16 protein-coding genes are annotated in these 16,838 nt (G+C 72.4%); all 16 read left to right on the top strand.

All coding sequences use genetic code 11. The annotated features are described in order from the left end of the window. The first annotated feature begins 8 nt into the window (after positions 1–8). The 16 genes from LG278_RS09445 (at position 9) to LG278_RS09520 (ending at position 16,813) form a co-directional block, all read left to right on the top strand. Positions 9–1,316: an MFS transporter gene (locus LG278_RS09445; protein ID WP_404393181.1), complete on the top strand. Its 1,308-nt coding sequence runs from the start codon at positions 9–11 to the stop codon at positions 1,314–1,316. A 347-nt stretch (positions 1,317–1,663) separates the two neighbouring features. Continuing rightward, positions 1,664–2,290 (top strand): translation initiation factor IF-3, encoded by a 627-nt coding sequence (gene infC / locus LG278_RS09450; protein ID WP_404393183.1) that lies wholly within the window; start codon positions 1,664–1,666, stop codon positions 2,288–2,290. A gap of 93 nt (positions 2,291–2,383) precedes the next feature. Next, positions 2,384–2,578, top strand: a complete 195-nt coding sequence (gene rpmI / locus LG278_RS09455) for a 50S ribosomal protein L35 (protein WP_141821043.1) — start codon at positions 2,384–2,386, stop codon at positions 2,576–2,578. Between the two features lie 95 nt (positions 2,579–2,673). Then, complete coding sequence (gene rplT, locus LG278_RS09460; RefSeq protein ID WP_404393185.1) at positions 2,674–3,075, top strand: 50S ribosomal protein L20; 402 nt, start codon at positions 2,674–2,676, stop codon at positions 3,073–3,075. A 59-nt stretch (positions 3,076–3,134) separates the two neighbouring features. Further along, positions 3,135–3,947, top strand: a complete 813-nt coding sequence (locus tag LG278_RS09465) for a TrmH family RNA methyltransferase (RefSeq protein WP_404393187.1) — start codon at positions 3,135–3,137, stop codon at positions 3,945–3,947. A gap of 39 nt (positions 3,948–3,986) precedes the next feature. Further along, entirely contained in the window at positions 3,987–5,102 is a 1,116-nt protein-coding gene (locus tag LG278_RS09470) for an ATP-binding protein (protein WP_404393189.1), read from the top strand. Between the two features lie 143 nt (positions 5,103–5,245). Next, complete coding sequence (pheS, locus tag LG278_RS09475) at positions 5,246–6,355, top strand: phenylalanine--tRNA ligase subunit alpha (protein WP_404393191.1); 1,110 nt, start codon at positions 5,246–5,248, stop codon at positions 6,353–6,355. 1 nt (position 6,356) lies between these two features. Next, positions 6,357–8,915: a phenylalanine--tRNA ligase subunit beta gene (gene pheT / locus LG278_RS09480; protein ID WP_404393193.1), complete on the top strand. Its 2,559-nt coding sequence runs from the start codon at positions 6,357–6,359 to the stop codon at positions 8,913–8,915. 143 nt (positions 8,916–9,058) lie between these two features. Further along, positions 9,059–9,646, top strand: coding sequence for a fasciclin domain-containing protein (locus LG278_RS09485; RefSeq protein ID WP_404393195.1), 588 nt, complete (start codon positions 9,059–9,061; stop codon positions 9,644–9,646). 154 nt (positions 9,647–9,800) lie between these two features. Continuing rightward, a complete protein-coding gene (gene argC, locus LG278_RS09490) occupies positions 9,801–10,844 on the top strand; it encodes an N-acetyl-gamma-glutamyl-phosphate reductase (RefSeq protein WP_404393197.1) in 1,044 nt (347 codons plus the stop codon). Next, a complete protein-coding gene (gene argJ, locus LG278_RS09495; protein ID WP_404393199.1) occupies positions 10,841–12,034 on the top strand; it encodes a bifunctional glutamate N-acetyltransferase/amino-acid acetyltransferase ArgJ in 1,194 nt (397 codons plus the stop codon). Before argC ends, argJ begins: the two co-directional genes overlap by 4 nt. After that, a complete protein-coding gene (argB, locus tag LG278_RS09500; RefSeq protein ID WP_404393201.1) occupies positions 12,031–12,999 on the top strand; it encodes an acetylglutamate kinase in 969 nt (322 codons plus the stop codon). The genes argJ and argB overlap by 4 nt, the downstream gene beginning before the upstream one ends. Continuing rightward, on the top strand, positions 12,996–14,213 hold the full coding sequence (locus LG278_RS09505) for an acetylornithine transaminase (protein ID WP_404393203.1): 1,218 nt from the start codon (positions 12,996–12,998) through the stop codon (positions 14,211–14,213). Before argB ends, LG278_RS09505 begins: the two co-directional genes overlap by 4 nt. Further along, complete coding sequence (gene argR, locus LG278_RS09510) at positions 14,210–14,695, top strand: arginine repressor (RefSeq protein WP_404393205.1); 486 nt, start codon at positions 14,210–14,212, stop codon at positions 14,693–14,695. Before LG278_RS09505 ends, argR begins: the two co-directional genes overlap by 4 nt. A 21-nt stretch (positions 14,696–14,716) precedes the next feature. Further along, complete coding sequence (gene argH / locus LG278_RS09515; RefSeq protein WP_404393207.1) at positions 14,717–16,174, top strand: argininosuccinate lyase; 1,458 nt, start codon at positions 14,717–14,719, stop codon at positions 16,172–16,174. 3 nt (positions 16,175–16,177) lie between these two features. Continuing rightward, the gene (locus LG278_RS09520) at positions 16,178–16,813 is read left to right on the top strand and encodes a DNA-3-methyladenine glycosylase (RefSeq protein WP_404393209.1); all 636 of its coding nucleotides are present in this window, start codon (positions 16,178–16,180) and stop codon (positions 16,811–16,813) included. Positions 16,814–16,838: the final 25 nt, after the last annotated feature.

A 16,838-nucleotide genomic window follows, 5' to 3' on the forward strand; every position in this document is an offset into this window, starting at 1 on the left:
CTGGCGGGATGGATGTGGGGCAGTACCGTCACGTGCTGGCGATCCGTGACACGCGCAACGCGCTGGCACTGGGCCTGCTCATCCGCATCCCCATGTTCGCCGGCACCGTGCTGCTCACCCTGCACGTCGTCTCGGCGCTCGGTCGCAGCTACGGCCAGGCCGGCCTCGTCACCGCGGCGGCCACCGTCGCCATCGCGATCTCAGGTCCGTGGCGCGGCCGGCTGCTCGACCGGCTCGGCCTGCGCCGCACCGTCGCCCCGTCGCTGCTCGTCCAGCTCGTCTGCTGGTCGATCGCGCCATGGGTCGACTACGCGCCCCTGATGGCGCTCGCCGCGCTGGCGGGTCTCTTCGTCGTGCCGACCTTCTCGATCCTGCGCCAGGTCATCATCCGGTCGGTGCCGGAGCACCAGCGGCGCACCGCGCTCTCCCTCGACTCGGCCGCCACGGAGCTGTCCTTCATGGCCGGTCCCGCGCTCGGCGTCTGGCTCGCCACGGCCTGGAACACCGGCTGGGCCCTCTTCACCGTCGAGATGGCCGCCGTGCTCGCCGGGTGCGTCCTCTGGGTCGCCAACCCGGCGATCAAGGGCGCCGCCGACGGGTCCGGCCCGACCCCCGTGCGCCCGGTGGAGCCCGAGCCGATCCCGGGCGCCTGGCGCGGCTTCATCACGATGCGGGTGGCGGCCGTCTACCTCGCCGCGGCCTGCGCGACCCTCGTGCTGAGCGGCACCGACGTCGCCATCGTGGCGGCCCTGCGCTCCTTCGAGGCGACCTCCTCGATCGGCTGGATCCTCGCGCTCTGGGGCGCGGGCTCGCTCGTCGGGGGCCTCGTCTACGGCGCCTGGCACCGCTCCTTCTCGGTCTTCTGGCTGCTGGGCGGTCTGGCCGCCACGACGGCCCCGGTGGCGCTCGCGGTCGGGGTGCCGAGCTTCGCCGTGCTCATCACCCTGTCCGGGGTCCTCTGCGCCCCGACGCTCACCGCCACCGTCGAGCAGCTGAGCCGGGTCGTCCCGGAGCGTTTCCGTGGCGAGATGATGGGCTGGCACGGCTCTGCCATGACCTCCGGGTCGGCGGTCGGTGCACCCCTGGCCGGCTTCGCCATCGACCTCGGCGGGTGGCGCTGGGGCTTCCTCGTCGTCTCCGCCCTCGGCGTGATCGTCGCCGGGGCCGGCATGCTCGGTGGGGCCCGCCACCGCGCGCACCCGCACGAGGTCCTCCCAGCGGGCCCTCACGAGGCCCGGCCCGACGCACCGGCGCCCGCCGGGGCCGCGCTGCCCGATTCGGAGTCAGGCGCGCCGGCTGCTAGAGTCGAGCACTGACCAGTCCTTCCCCGGCCACCGCTTCGGCGATGACCACGGGATCGACGTGCAAGAGAAGCTCGCTTCCACCCGCGCCGACCGTCAGGTCGCCGGGTCCAAGGTCGCACAGATCGATGTCTCCTCCGGGGGTCTGCGGACTGTGCCGTACGCCGCGAAGGCCACCTTCCGGCATACGTCAACCTGGGCTCCTCGTGCACTCACGGGGAGCCTTTTTTCATTTCTCATGGTGGTCGCGAGCAGCACCAGCACGAGAGCATGACCCCGCAGGTCACCCCATTCATCGAACTTAGGAGCACCACATCAGCGAGCCTCGCATCAACGAGCGCATCCGGGTCCCGGAAGTGCGCTTGGTTGGCCCCAACGGCGAGCAGGTCGGCATCGTGCGCGTCGAGGACGCGCTCCGTCTGGCTGAGGAGGCGAACCTCGACCTCGTCGAGGTGGCGCCCATGGCCAAGCCGCCGGTCGCCAAGCTCATGGACTTCGGCAAGTTCAAGTACGAAGCCGCCATGAAGGCACGGGAAGCGCGCAAGAACCAGGTCAACACCGTCATCAAGGAGATCAAGCTCCGACCGAAGATCGACCCGCACGACTACGGCACCAAGAAGGGCCATGTCGAGCGGTTCCTCAAGGCCGGTGACAAGGTCAAGGTGACGATCATGTTCCGTGGCCGCGAGCAGAGCCGGCCCGAGCTCGGTCGCCGCCTGCTCGAGCGCCTCGCCGAGGACATCGTCGAGCTCGGCTACGTCGAGTCGGCTCCGAAGCAGGACGGTCGCAACATGATCATGGTGATCGGCCCGACGAAGAAGAAGGCCGAGGCCAAGGCCGAGCAGCGCCGCTCCCGCGAGCAGCGCCCGGCCGCAGGCGACGCAGCACACCCCGAGCAGACCGACCAGCCCGACCAGGTCGAGCAGACCGACGAGGTCGAGCAGACCGACCAGGTCGAGCAGACCGACCAGGCCACCGCCACCCCGTGATCGACCGGCAGTGACCACCGAGGGCGCCAGCCCCCGGGCCTGACAGACCACGTGCGCCCACCGGCGCACGCAACACGAAGGAGATCGGCCCTCATGCCGAAGATGAAGACGCACAGCGGTGCGAAGAAGCGTTTCCGCCTCACCGGCACCGGCAAGGTCATGCGCGAGCAGGCCGGCGGTCGTCACCTGCTCGAGCACAAGTCGAGCAAGAAGATGCGTTCCATCGCGAACGACGTCGAGCTGTCCAAGCCGGACGCCAAGAAGGTCAAGAAGCTCCTCGGCAAGTGAGCCGAACCCCCTACCCAGCATTCCGCTGAGCAGCCGGGTCATCTCGGTTCCGCCAGCAGCACCATCCCGGTGCTTCGTACAGAAGGAGTATTCACGTGGCACGCGTGAAGCGGGCGGTCAACGCCCAGAAGAAGCGTCGCGTCGTTCTCGAGCGCGCGAGCGGTTACCGCGGACAGCGGTCGCGTCTCTACCGCAAGGCCAAGGAGCAGGTGACCCACTCGCTGGGTTACGCCTACCGTGACCGTCGCGCCAAGAAGGGCGACTTCCGTCGTCTGTGGATCCAGCGCATCAACGCTGCGGCCCGCGCCAACGGCATGACCTACAACCGGTTCATGCAGGGCCTCAAGCTGGCGGGAGTCGAGGTCGACCGCAAGATCCTCGCCGACCTCGCCGTCAACGACGCCGCGGCCTTCACCGCGCTCGTCGAGGTGTCGCGCGCCAACGTCCCCGCCGCGGCCAACGCGACGGTGGCCAAGGCCGCCGGCGACGCCGCCTGAGCGACGTCCCGCACCATCTCGCAGCGCAGAGCAACGCAGACCGAGCGCCGGGAGCCCCCGTGCTGACCAACCCCCGATCCGATCGGGTCAAGGCAGTGCGGGCGCTGTCCCGGCGCTCGGTGCGTGCGCGCACGGGTGAGTTCCTCGCCGAGGGACCCCAGGCCGTGCGCGAGGCCGTCGCCTTCCGTCCCGAGCTCGTGCGCGACGTCTACGTCACGCCCGAGGCCGCCGAGCGGCATACGGCCATCGTCGACGCTGCTCGCGCAGCCGACCTGTGGGTGCACGAGGTGAGCCCCGAGGTGCTCGCCGCCATGGGTGACACGGAGTCCCCGCAGGGGATCGCTGCCGTATGCCGCGTGCTCGACGTCCCCCTGGACGTCGCGGTGGGCGACCTGCCGCCCGACGCCCTCGTCTGCGTGCTGACCAACGTGCGTGACCCCGGCAACGCCGGCACGGTCATCCGCGGTGCCGACGCGGCAGGAGCCGACGCGGTCATCGTCAGCGACGCCAGCGTCGATGTCTACAACAGCAAGGTGGTGCGCTCGACGGTCGGCTCGCTCTGGCACCTGCCGATCAGCGTCGGCGCCACGGTGCCCGAGATCTTCGCCGCCCTGCGCGGCCGTGGGCTGCGCCTGCTCGCCGCCGACGGGGCCGGCACGACCCTGCTCCACGACCTCGACCTCGGACGGGGCACCCCCGGCAACGCGTGGGTCATGGGCAACGAGGCCTGGGGCCTGCCCCCCGAGATCCGCGACACGTGCGACGAGGTCGTCCGCGTGCCGATCTACGGCCACGCCGAGTCGCTCAACCTCGCGATGGCGGCCACGGTCTGCCTCTACGCGTCGGCCGAGGCGCGCCGCGTCGCAGGCTGACCCCCCGGCGGGTCGTCGCCGGTGGCTATCCTTCCGAGCATGACCACCGCCGACGGTGAGCGAGTGCCGGCCACGCCCGGCTCCAGCGCGCCGGTCGCGTCGATGGCCGAGCTGTTGCCCGACGGGCTCGTCGTGGTGGGGGCCGACCGGCGGGTGCGCCTCGTCAACGCCGAGGCGCTCCGCATCCTCGACATCCCCGACCCCGCCGACCTCATCGGTCTGCCCGTCGACGACGTGCTGCCCCTCACCGACAAGTACGGCCGCGACTGGTGGGCCCACGCCGACCCGTGGGACGGCGCCGCGAGTCGCACGGGCCACCTCGAGAAGCTGCTCGTCGGCCCACGCGGCAAGGAGGTGCTCGTCACCGCGCGCTACGTGCGGTCCGGGCTGGGCGGCGGCGACGAGCGCGTCGACCGGGTGATGCTCGGCCTGCGCGACGCCGAGGCCCGCCAGCGGGCCGAGCGCGACCAGGCGACCGTGCTCTCGACCGTCGCCCACGAGCTGCGGGCGCCGCTCACGTCGGTGACCGGCTTCACGAGCAGCCTGCTGCGCCGATGGGAGCGCTTCACCGACGAGCAGAAGCGCCTCATGATCGAGACGATCGAGGCCGACGCCAACCGGCTGACCCGGCTCATCACCGAGCTGCTCGACATCTCGCGGCTCGACTCCGACAGCCTCAACCTGCGGCTCGGCCCGGTCGACCTGCACGACCTGCTGCGCACCCACGTCGTGCGCCACGAGCTGGGCCGGGCCACCGGCGCCGTGCGGCTCGAGCTCGGCGACGCCGCCGCGGAGCAGGGGCTGCCCGAGATGTGGGCCGACGCCGACCGGCTCGAGCAGATCTTCTTCAACCTCATCGAGAACGCCCTGCGCCACGGGGCCGGGGTCGTCACCGTGACCCTCGACCGTCGCGGCGAGTGGGTCGTCGTGCGCGTCGACGACGAGGGCGACGGCATCCCGCCGTCCGACCGCGAGAAGGTCTTCGGCCGCTTCTGGCACGGTCCCTCCAATGCCAGCACCGGACTCGGCCTCTACGTGGTGCGCGGCCTCGTCGAGGCGCACGGCGGCACCGTCACGGTGGAGGAGAACGAGGCCGGGGGTGCTCGCTTCGACGTGCGCCTGCCGTCGGGCCTGCCCGACGTCGTCTCCGAGTGACGCCACCACCACGATCCACCCGCCGGACCGCCGAGACGGCGCCGGGATCCGCTCGCCGGCGCCCATAGACTGGCACCGATTCAGCACGCACCGGCGTCCCCGCGGCGCCCGCCCCGACCGACGAGAGCAGCGAACGCACCCCGATGTCCGGACCCAACACGAACTACGACCCCGTCGAGGTCGCGGCGCTCGATCCCGCGCAGATCGACGCCGCCGTCGAGCAGGCCCTGACGGCCGCTGCGGCTGCCGGCTCCCTCGAGGAGCTCAAGGCGGTGCGCACGGCCCACCAGGGCGAGCGGAGTGCGCTCGCCCTCGCCAACCGCGAGATCGGGGCCCTGCCGCCGAGTGCCAAGGCCGAGGCCGGCAAGCGCGTCGGGCAAGCCCGCGGACGGGTGGCGCAGGCGCTGTCGGCACGCCAGTCCGAGCTCGAGGCCCTGCGCGACGAGCGCATCCTCGTCGACGAGCGGGTCGATGTGACCGTGCCGGCGCTGCGTCGCCAGCCCGGCGCCCGCCACCCCATCGAGCTCACGGCCCAGCGCCTCGTCGACGCGTTCGTCGGCATGGGCTGGGAGGTCGCCGAGGGTCCCGAGCTCGAGAGCGAGTGGCTCAACTTCGATGCCCTCAACCTCGGCCCCGACCACCCCGCGCGGCAGATGCAGGACACCTTCTTCCTCGACCCCGTCGACTCCGGTCTCGTGCTGCGCACCCAGACCTCACCGGTGCAGATCCGCACCATGCTCGAGAAGGAGCCGCCGATCTACGTCGTGGCCCCGGGCAAGGTCTTCCGCACCGACGACCTCGACGCGACGCACACCCCGGTCTTCCACCAGATCGAGTGCCTCGCCATCGACAAGGGCCTGACGATGGCCCACCTGCGCGGCGCCCTCGACGCCTTCGTGCGCATCATGTTCGGCGAGGAGACCCGCACCCGCGTGCGCGCCAACTACTTCCCCTTCACCGAGCCGAGCATGGAGACCGACTTCCTCTGCTTCGCCTGCCACGGCGCCGAGACGTGGGGCACGCCTGAGCAGTGCCGCACCTGTGGCGGTTCAGGCTGGATCGAGCTGGGCGGCTCCGGCATGGTCAACCGCAAGGTGCTGCGCACCTGCGGCATCGACCCCGACATCTACTCCGGGTTCGCCTTCGGGCTCGGCATCGAGAGGGCACTGATGCTGCGTCACGGCGTGCAGGGCATGCACGACATGGTCGAGGGCGACCTGCGCTTCTCGCAGCAGTTCGGGATGGGGGCCTGACATGCGGATGCCACTGAGCTGGCTCGCCGAGCTCACCGACCTGCCCGTGGGGACCCGCGGCGCCGACGTCGCTGCCGGGCTCGTCTCCGTCGGGCTCGAGGAGGAGGACCTCCATGGCGGCGACCTCACCGGGCCGCTCGTCGTCGGCCGGGTGCTCGACATCGCCCTCGAGCCCCAGAAGAACGGCAAGACCATCCGCTGGTGCACCGTCGACGTCGGCCAGAACGGCCAGATGCTGACCGAGGGCAAGCACCAGGAGATCGTCTGCGGCGCCCACAACTTCGAGGTGGGCGACCTCGTCGTCGTCGTGCTGCCCGGAGCCGTCCTGCCCGGCAACTTCGCCATCGCCGCACGCAAGACCTACGGCCACGTCTCCAACGGCATGATCTGCGCCGAGGACGAGATCGGCCTCGGCCACGACCACGAGGGCATCATCGTCCTCGAGCGCCTGCTCGGTGCCGAGAAGGCCGCCACCCTGCAGCCCGGCGACGACGCCATCGCCCTGCTCGGCCTCGCCGAGGAGACCGTCGAGACCAACGTGACGCCCGACCGCGGCTACTGCTTCTCGGTGCGTGGCCTCGCCCGCGAGTTCTGGCACTCCCAGGGCAGCCCGGTCGGCGGCTACCGCGACCCGGCCGACGTCGCCACCCCCGAGGCCAATGGCGACGGCCACCCGATCCGCCTCGAGGACGACGCGCCGGTCGACGGCGCCGTCGGCTGCGACCGCTTCGTGGCCCGTGTCGTTCGCGGCATCGACCCGACGCGGCCGTCGCCCCCGTGGATGCAGAAGCGCCTGACCCAGATGGGGATGCGTCCGATCAGCCTCGCCGTCGACGTGACCAACTACGTCATGCTCGCCGTCGGCCAGCCGCTCCACGCCTACGACCTCGCCAAGCTCCAGGGCCCGATCGTGGTGCGTCGCGCCCGCTCCGGCGAGGCACTGACGACGCTCGACGACGTCGAGCGCACGCTGAGCCCCGAGGACCTGCTCATCACCGACTCGGGCGAGCGGCCGCTCGCCATCGCCGGGGTCATGGGCGGCGTCTCCTCCGAGGTCGACGACGCGACGACCGACGTTCTCGTCGAGGCCGCCCACTTCGACCCCACGACGGTGGCGCGCTCCTCGCGCCGCCACCGCCTCGTCACCGAGGCGTCCAAGCGCTTCGAGCGCGGCGTCGACCCGCGGGTGACCGCAGCGGCGGCCCAGCTCGCCGTCGACCTGCTCGTCGAGCACGGCGGTGGCGCTGCCGACCCCGGCGTGACCGATGTCGACCGCACGACGGAGCGCACGGCATACCTCCTCGACGTCACGGAGCCCCGCCGCATCGTCGGCGTCGACTACCCGCGTGACCGGGTGCTCGCCATCCTGCGCGACCTCGGCTGCGTGGTCGACGAGTCTGCCGAGGGCGCCGACGACACGCACGTGCTCGTCACCCCGCCGTCGTGGCGCCCCGACCTCGTCGACGCGCCCGACTACGCGGAGGAGGTGGCGCGCATCGACGGCTACAACAACATCCCGTCGATCACCCCGACGCCCTCGGAGGGTCGAGGCCTCACCCACGGCCAGAAGGCGCGCCGCATCGTCGCCGATGCGCTCGCGGGGGCGGGCTTCACCGAGGTGCTGAGCTATCCGTTCGTCGCCGCCGAGCTCGCCGACCACCTCGGACTGCCGGCGGACGACGACCGCCGTCAGGCCGTGCGCATCGCCAACCCGCTGTCCGAGGAGCGCCCGCTGCTGCGCACGATGGTGCTCTCGAGCCTCGTCGACGTGCTGCGGCGCAACCTGGCGCGCGGGCACAAGGACGTCGCCGTCTCCGAGATCGGGCTCGTATTCCGGCCCGGCGGTCCGCTCGGCAAGGCGCCGATCCCCGGCGTCGCCGCGCGTCCCGACGACGCGACCCTCGAGCAGCTGTATGCCGCCGTACCCGACCAGCCGCGCCGCGCGGCCCTCGCCGCGACCGGCCAGATCGAGCAGGCCGGGTGGTGGGGCCCCGGACGCGCCGCCGACTGGAGCGACATGGTGGCGGCGGTGCAGACGGTCGCGGCAGCGCTCGCCGTGCCCGTCGTCGTCAGCAACGACCCCGACCACGCGCCGTGGCACCCGGGTCGCTGCGCACGGATCACGCTCGCCGACGGCACGCTCGTCGGGCACGCCGGCGAGCTGCACCCCAAGGTGCTCGCCGCGCTCGACCTGCCGGCGCGCACCGTCGCGGCGGAGTTCGACGTCGACGTGCTCACGGCTGCCAGCGAGGAGCCGGTCCAGGCCGACGCGTTCTCGACCTTCCCGCCCGCCCTCACCGATGTCGCGCTGCTCGTGCGCTCCGAGGTCGCGGCCGGCGAGGTCGAGGCGGCGCTGCGCAGGGGCGCGGGGGAGTCGCTCGAGTCGATCGTGCTCTTCGACGTCTACGAGGGGGAGCGCGTGGAGGCCGGGCACCGGTCTCTCGCCTACCGGCTCACCTTCCGGGCGGCCGACCGCACCCTGACGACCGACGAGGTCAACGCCTTCCGCGACGCGGCGGTTGCAGCTGCCGCCGACGCGACCGGGGCTGTGCAGCGCTGAGGCGCCGGAACGGGGGTCGTGGCGCGTCTGCCTGCGGCTTGGTGACCGCCGGGCGCAAACTTTCGTCGACCGAGGTGCATCCACGAAGGGGTCGAACGCGGAAGAAGGAGTGTCAGACCGACCACCCCGAAAGGACTCCTCCCATGCGACGCATCTTCCCCGTGGCCGCTGTGCTGGCCCTCGCCCTCACCACTGCAGCGTGCGGCAGCACCGACACCGCCACGCCTGCAGCCCCAGCGCCCGCCGCCACGTCGGCATCCGCCTCGCCCTCGCCCTCCGAGTCGACGACCGAGGCCATGGCCACGGCCGACATCGTCGACACGGCTGTGGCGGCCGGCGACTTCACCACGCTGGCGGCGGCGCTGACCGCGGCCGGACTGGTCGAGACGCTCAAGGGACCGGGGCCCTTCACTGTCTTCGCCCCGACCGATGCGGCCTTCGAGAAGCTCCCGGCCGGCACGGTCGACACCTTGCTCAAGGACCCCACGGGCGACCTGACGCAGATCCTGACCTACCACGTCGTCCCCGGCAAGGTGATGGCCGCCGACGTGCTGACGATGGACGGCCAGAAGGTCAAGACCGTGCAGGGCGCTGAGCTCACGATCAACGTCGAGGGCGACAAGGTCTCGCTCACCGACGCCGCGGGCGGCACGTCCAACGTGACGGCCACCGATGTCGAGGCGAGCAACGGCGTCATCCACGTCATCGACACCGTGCTCATGCCCAAGTGATCGCCTCCACCCCTGGGGACGACTGACCATCCACCGCAGCACCCGCCGCCCGGCACGGCTCGTCCGTGCCGGGCGGCGTGACGCCTCGGAGCCGCCCGTCGGCGCTGCCTTGCTAGGCTGCACAACTATGCACTGTCGTGTATAGTCATGCAGTGTGATCAGGGCAGCAGTGGCGGGGGCGAGCGGCTACGCCGGAGGAGAGATCCTCCGGCTGCTGCTCGCCCACCCGCAGATCGAGATCGGGGCCGTCACAGCGGCGAGCAGTGCGGGTGAACGACTCGGGGGCGTCCACCCGCACCTCGTCCCCCTGGCCGACCGCGTGCTCGAGGACACCACCCTCGAGACGCTGTCGGGCCACGACGTCGTCTTCCTCGCCCTGCCGCACGGTCACTCGGCTCGGCTCGCGGCCCAGCTGCCCGAGTCCGTCGTCGTCATCGACTGCGGGGCCGACTTCCGGCTCGAGAGCGAACAGGCCTGGGCCGACTTCTACGACACGCCCTATGCCGGCTCGTGGCCCTACGGCATGCCCGAGCTCCCCGGTCCGTCCGGCAGCAGTCAGCGCGAGCAGCTCGCGGGGGAGCGGCGGATCGCCGTCCCCGGCTGCTACCCGACGGCCGTGTCGCTGGCCCTCGCGCCGGGCTTCGCGGCGGGGCTGCTCGAGAGCGACGACGTCGTCGTGGTCGCGGCCTCGGGCACCTCGGGAGCAGGCAAGGGACTCAAGCCGCACCTGCTCGGCAGCGAGGTGATGGGCTCGATGTCTCCCTACGGCGTCGGCGGCGTCCACCGGCACACCCCCGAGATCGAGCAGAACCTCTCGCGTGCCGCGGGTGAGACGGTCACCGTGTCGTTCACGCCCACGCTCGCGCCGATGCCGCGCGGCATCCTCGCCACCTGCACGGCCCGGCTCCGGGCGGGTGCGAAGCCCAGCGCCGTCCGCGCTGCCTGGGAGCAGGCGTATGCCGCCGAGCCCTTCGTCCACCTGCTGCCCGAGGGGGTGTGGCCGGCCACGGCGTCCGTCATCGGCAGCAACCACGTGCAGCTGCAGGTCACGGTCGACGAGCGGCTGGGCCGCGTCGTCGTCGTCGCGGCCGTCGACAACCTCACCAAGGGCACCGCCGGCGCCGCCGTGCAGTGCGCCAACCTCGCCCTCGGCCTCGACGAGACCCTCGGGCTGCCCGTCGCAGGAGTCGCACCGTGAGCACCGAGAGCACCTCTCCCACCGAGCACCCGCTCAGCCCCGCCGTCCGGCTGCCTGCGGGCTTCCGCGCAGCCGGGGTCACGGCCGGCCTCAAGGTGAGCGGCAGCCCCGACCTCGCGCTCGTCGTCAACGACGGCCCTGACCACCACGCGGCTGCCGTCTTCACGAGCAACCGCGTCGAGGCCGCCCCCGTCACCTGGTCGCGCCAGGTCGTCGTCGACGGCCGCGTCGACGCCGTCGTGCTCAACTCCGGCGGGGCCAACGCCTGCACCGGGGCCCTCGGCTTCCTCGACACGCACCGCACCGCCGAGCAGGTCGCCGAGGTGCTCGGGATCTCCGCCGGCGACGTCGTCGTCTGCTCGACCGGCCTCATCGGCGAGCTCCTGCCGATGGACAAGATCTCGGCGGGCGTCGACGCGGCTGCTGCAGCGCTGTCGCCGGAGGGCCACGAGGCAGCGGCCATCGCGATCAAGACCACCGACAGCGTGCACAAGGTGGCGGCGCATGCGGGTGAGGGCTGGTCGGTGTCGGGCATGGCCAAGGGCGCCGGCATGCTGGCGCCGGCGCTTGCGACCATGCTCGTCGTGCTCACCACCGATGCCGTCGTCGACCCCGCCGACCTCGACCCGGCCCTGCGCGCCGCCACGGCCGTCTCGTTCGACCGCATCGACTCCGACGCCTGCATGTCGACCAACGACACCGTGGTCGTGCTCGCCTCCGGGGCCTCCGGCGTCTCGGTGGGCCGCGACGAGCTGACGGCGGCCCTGACGTCGGTGAGCGCGAGCCTCGCACGTCAGCTCATCGCCGACGCCGAGGGCGCCGCCCACGACATCGCCATCGAGGTGCGCTCGGCGGCCAGCGTCGACGACGCGCTCGAGGTGGCGCGGGCCGTGGCCCGCAACAACCTCTTCAAGTGCGCCGTCTTCGGCAACGACCCCAACTGGGGGCGGGTGCTCGCCGCCGTCGGCACCACCCGGGCCGCCTTCGACCCGGCCACCCTCGACGTGACGATGAACGGCATCCAGGTCTGCCGCGCCGGAGGGGTCGGTGACGACCGCGCCCTCGTCGACCTCACCAGCCGCGAGGTGCACGTCGTCGTCGACCTGCACGCCGGTCCCGAGTCGGCCACCGTCTGGACCAACGACCTCACGCACGACTACGTCCACGAGAACTCGGCCTACAGCACATGACGACGACCCCTGCCCAGCAGAATCTCCGTGGCCTCATCGACGCTGCCGCCCTGCGCGTCGCGGCCGGCAAGGCGGCGACGCTCGTCGAGGCGCTGCCGTGGCTCGAGCGCTTCCGCGGCGCGCTCGTCGTCGTCAAGTACGGCGGCAACGCCATGATCGACGACTCCCTCAAGGCCGCCTTCGCGGAGGACGTCGCCTTCCTCCGGTATGCCGGCCTGCGTCCTGTCGTCGTGCACGGCGGCGGCCCGCAGATCAAGGCGATGCTCGACCGGGTCGGGCTCGAGAGCGAGTTCAAGGGCGGCCTGCGGGTCACGACGCCGGAGGTCATGGACGTCGTGCGGATGGTGCTCACCGGCCAGGTGGGGCGCGAGCTCGTCGGCCTGCTCAACCAGCACGGCCCCATCGCCGTCGGGCTCTCCGGTGAGGACGCCGGCCTGCTCGGCGCCCGACGCCGCGGAACCGTCGTCGACGGCGAGGAGGTCGACCTCGGCCTCGTCGGCGACGTCGAGAGCGTCAACCCGTCGGCCGTCATCGACATCCTCGACGCGGGCCGCGTGCCGGTCGTCTCGACCGTCGCCCCCGACCTCGACGTCGAGGGGCAGGTGCTCAACGTCAACGCCGACACGGCGGCAGCCGCGATCGCGGTCGCCCTCGGCGCCGAGAAGCTCGTCGTGCTCACTGACGTCGAGGGCATCTATGCCGACTGGCCCGACCGGGGGTCGCTGCTGTCGACGATCGACGTGACGGCCGCCAAGTCGCTGCTGACCCGGGTGGAGGCGGGCATGGTGCCCAAGCTCGAGGCGTGCATCCGCGCCGTCGAGGGCGGTGTGCCCCAGACGCACGTCGTCGACGGGCGCAAGCCGCACTCGATCCTGCTCGAGATCTTCACCGACGAGGGCATCGGCACGATGGTCCTGCCCGACATCGCCCCGACGGCGAGCCCCGCTCGCGAGGAGGACGCATGACCGGCACGGCCCCGGCCGAGGGCACCGGCTCCGGCTCGAACGCCCAGCTGCTCGAGCGCTACGGCAGCGCCCTCGTCCAGGTCTTCGGCACCCCGCAGCTCGTGCTGGCCTCCGGCCACGGTTGCTGGGTCACCGACGTCGACGGCAAGCGCTACCTCGACCTGCTCTCGGGCATCGCGGTCAACGCCCTCGGCCACGGCCACCCCGCTCTCGTGCAGGCGGTGACCAAGCAGGCCGAGTCGGCCATCCACGTCTCCAACTTCTTCACCTCCGAGCCCGCCATCCTGCTCGCCGAGCGACTGCTCGAGATCTCGCGCGCGCCCGCCGGCTCCGGGGTCTTCTTCGCCAACTCCGGCACGGAGGCCACGGAGGCGGCCATCAAGCTGTCGCGGCGCACCGGTCGCACCCGCATCGTCGCGCTCGAGGGCTCCTTCCACGGACGCTCCACCGGGGCGCTCGCGCTCACCCACAAGGCGGCCTACCGCGAGCCCTTCGAGCCGCTCATCCCCGAGGTCGTCTTCGTGGCGCCCGACGACGCCGACGCGCTGCGCGCCGCGGTGGACGACACGACCGCGGCCCTCGTCGTCGAGCCGATCCAGGGCGAGGCGGGCGTGCGCGAGCTCTCCGACGACTACCTCCGGCTCGCCCGTGAGCTGACCACCTGGCACGGCGCGCTCCTGGTCGTCGACGAGATCCAGACCGGGATCGGCCGCACGGGTGACTGGTTCGCCCACCAGCGGGCGGGCATCGTGCCCGACGCGATGACGCTCGCCAAGGGCCTCGGCGGGGGCGTGCCCATCGGAGCGCTCGTGACCTTCGGTCCCGACGTGACCGGGCTGCTGGTGGCGGGCCAGCACGGCACGACGTTCGGCGGCAACCCGCTCGCCTGCGCGGCCGGACTGGCCGTGCTCGACACGATCGAGCGTGACGACCTGCTCGCCCACGTCCGCGAGGTCGGTGCGCTGCTCGACGACGTGCGAGTCGACGGCGTCGCCGGCACCCGCGGGCGGGGACTGTTGCGCGCGATCGAGCTCGACGGCATACCGTCGGCGGCGGTCATGGTCGCGGCGCGGGAGGCCGGCTTCATCGTCAACGCCGTCACCCCGACGGCGATCCGGCTCGCGCCACCGCTCGTCATCTCCGACGAGGAGCTGCGCGGCTTCCTCGATGCGCTCCCCGCCATCCTCACCGCCGCACGCGAGGCGAGCCCATGAGCCGCACCCAGCGCCAGCGCCGCATCGTCGAGCTGCTCCGCCAGCACGAGGTGCACAGCCAGGGCGAGCTCGCCGACCTGCTGCTCGGCGAGGGCACCGAGGTCACCCAGGCCACGCTGTCGCGTGACCTCGTCGAGGTGGGCGCCGTCAAGGTCCGCCGTGGGCGTGCGCTCGTGTATGCCGTCCCGGGGGAGGGCAGCGACGTGGCGCCCGTGGGGTCGCTGGGTGACACCGCCTCGGCGCGGTTGCGGCGCACGTGCGAGGAGCTGCTCGTGTCGGCCTCGCCCGCCGTCAACCTCGTCGTGCTGCGCACCCCGGCCGGAGCGGCCAACTACCTCGCCCTGGCCATCGACCAGACGCGAGACCCCGAGGTCGTCGGCACCATCGCCGGCGACGACACGATCATGCTCGTGACGGCGAGCGCGGAGGCCGCCGCCTCCGTGGCGGAGCGGCTCCAGGCGCTCGCCGACGCCCGCGACTGACCCCACCCTCGAAGGAGCCGTATGACCCCGCAGCACGAGCCCAGCCCGGCCGAGGCCACACCGGCCGACGACCGCGTGAGCCTCTGGGGCGGTCGCTTCTCCGGCGGGCCCGACCAGGCCCTCGCCGCTCTCTCCAAGAGCACCCACTTCGACTGGCGCCTCGCACCGCACGACATCGCCGGGTCGCGGGCGCACGCTCGCGTGCTGCACGCCGCGGGCCTCCTCTCGCAGGAGCACCTCGACGGCATGCTGGGTGGCCTCGACCGCCTCGAGGCCGATGTGCTCTCGGGTGCCTTCACGCCGGCCCAGGACGACGAGGACGTGCACACCGCGCTCGAGCGCGGCCTCATCGAGCGGGCCGGTGCCGACCTCGGCGGCCGGCTGCGCGCCGGCCGTTCGCGCAACGACCAGGTGGCGACGCTGTTTCGGATGTATCTGCGCGAACACGCCCGGGTGGTGGGCGGACTCGTGCTCGACGTTGTCGATGCGCTTGTCGCACAAGCAGATCGGCACCTCGGGGTCGCGATGCCGGGGCGGACGCACCTCCAGCACGCGCAGCCTGTGCTGCTGTCGCACCACCTCCTCGCCCACGCCTGGGCCCTGCTGCGCGACGTCGACCGGCTGCGCGACTGGGACGTGCGGAGCAACGCGTCCCCCTACGGATCGGGTGCATTGGCGGGCTCATCGCTCGGGCTCGACCCGGAGGCGGTGGCGAAGGACCTCGGCTTCGCCCGCGCGGTCGAGAACTCCATCGACGGCACTGCCTCGCGTGACTTCGTCGCCGAGTTCGCCTTCGTGGCGGCGATGACGGCGGTCGACATCTCACGCTTCGCCGAGGAGGTCGTCATCTGGGCGACGAAGGAGTTCTCCTTCGTCACGTTGCACGACTCCTACTCGACCGGGTCGAGCATCATGCCGCAGAAGAAGAACCCCGACGTCGCCGAGCTCGCTCGGGGCAAGGCCGGCCGTCTCGTCGGTGACCTCGCCGGCCTGCTGACGACGCTCAAGGCCCTGCCGCTCGCCTACAACCGCGACCTGCAGGAGGACAAGGAGCCGGTCTTCGACGCGGTCGACACCCTCGAGGTGCTGCTGCCCGCCTTCTCCGGCATGGTCGCCACGCTGACCTTCAACACCGAGCGACTCGAGTCGCTCGCGCCGCAGGGCTTCGCCCTCGCGACCGACATCGCCGAGTGGCTGGTGCGCCAAGGCGTGCCCTTCCGCGTCGCGCACGAGGTCGCCGGCGCGTGCGTGCGCGAGTGCGAGCCGCGCGGCATCGAGCTGTGGGACCTGACCGACGAGGACTTCGCGCGCATCAGCGAGCACCTGACACCCGAGGTGCGCTCCGTGCTGTCGGTGGCCGGGTCGCTCGCCTCGCGCGACGCAGCCGGGGGCACGGCGCCCGTGCGGGTCGCCGAGCAGCTCGAGGCCGCGCGGGCTCGCCTCTCGTCGGCCCGCGAGTGGACCGCCGCTAGCGTCTGAGGCGTGACGTCCGACGCCAGGCTTCCCCGCGCGTTCTTCGCGCGCCCGTCCGTCGAGGTCGCGCCGGCCCTGCTCGGTCGTCACCTGACGTTCGGCGGGGTCACGCTCCGCCTGACCGAGCTCGAGGCGTATGCCGGCGGTCTCGACCCCGGGTCGCACGCCTTCCGCGGGCCGACCCCGAGGACGGAGCCGATGTTCGGTCCGCCGGGCTTCACCTACGTCTACTTCACCTACGGCCACCACTGGTGCGTCAACCTCGTCGTCGGGGAGGTGGGATCGGCGTCCGCCGTGCTCGTCCGCGCGGGTGAGGTGCTCGAGGGCCATGACCTCGTCCACCCCCGGCGCGGCGGGGTGCGTGAGCGTGACTGGGCGCGCGGGCCGGGGCGCCTCGGGCAGGCGCTGGCCATGTCGGGCGAGCACACCGGTCGCGACTTCTGCCGGCCGGCGCTCGGCAAACCGATCGACCTCGTCGTCTCCGAAGGTGAGCCCGTGCCGGAGTCGGACGTCGCGGTGGGACCACGTGTGGGCGTGAGCGGCCCGGGCGGCGACGGCACGGCATACCCCTGGCGTTTCTGGGTCGCCGGCGACCCGTTCGTCTCCGCCTACCGCCCGGGCGCCGTGCGCCGGCGCCGCGCGTGAGCCGGCTCTCGCGCGGGTTCTTCGC

The organism is Humibacillus xanthopallidus (genome assembly GCF_044793955.1).
Lineage (GTDB): Bacteria > Actinomycetota > Actinomycetes > Actinomycetales > Dermatophilaceae > Humibacillus > Humibacillus xanthopallidus_C.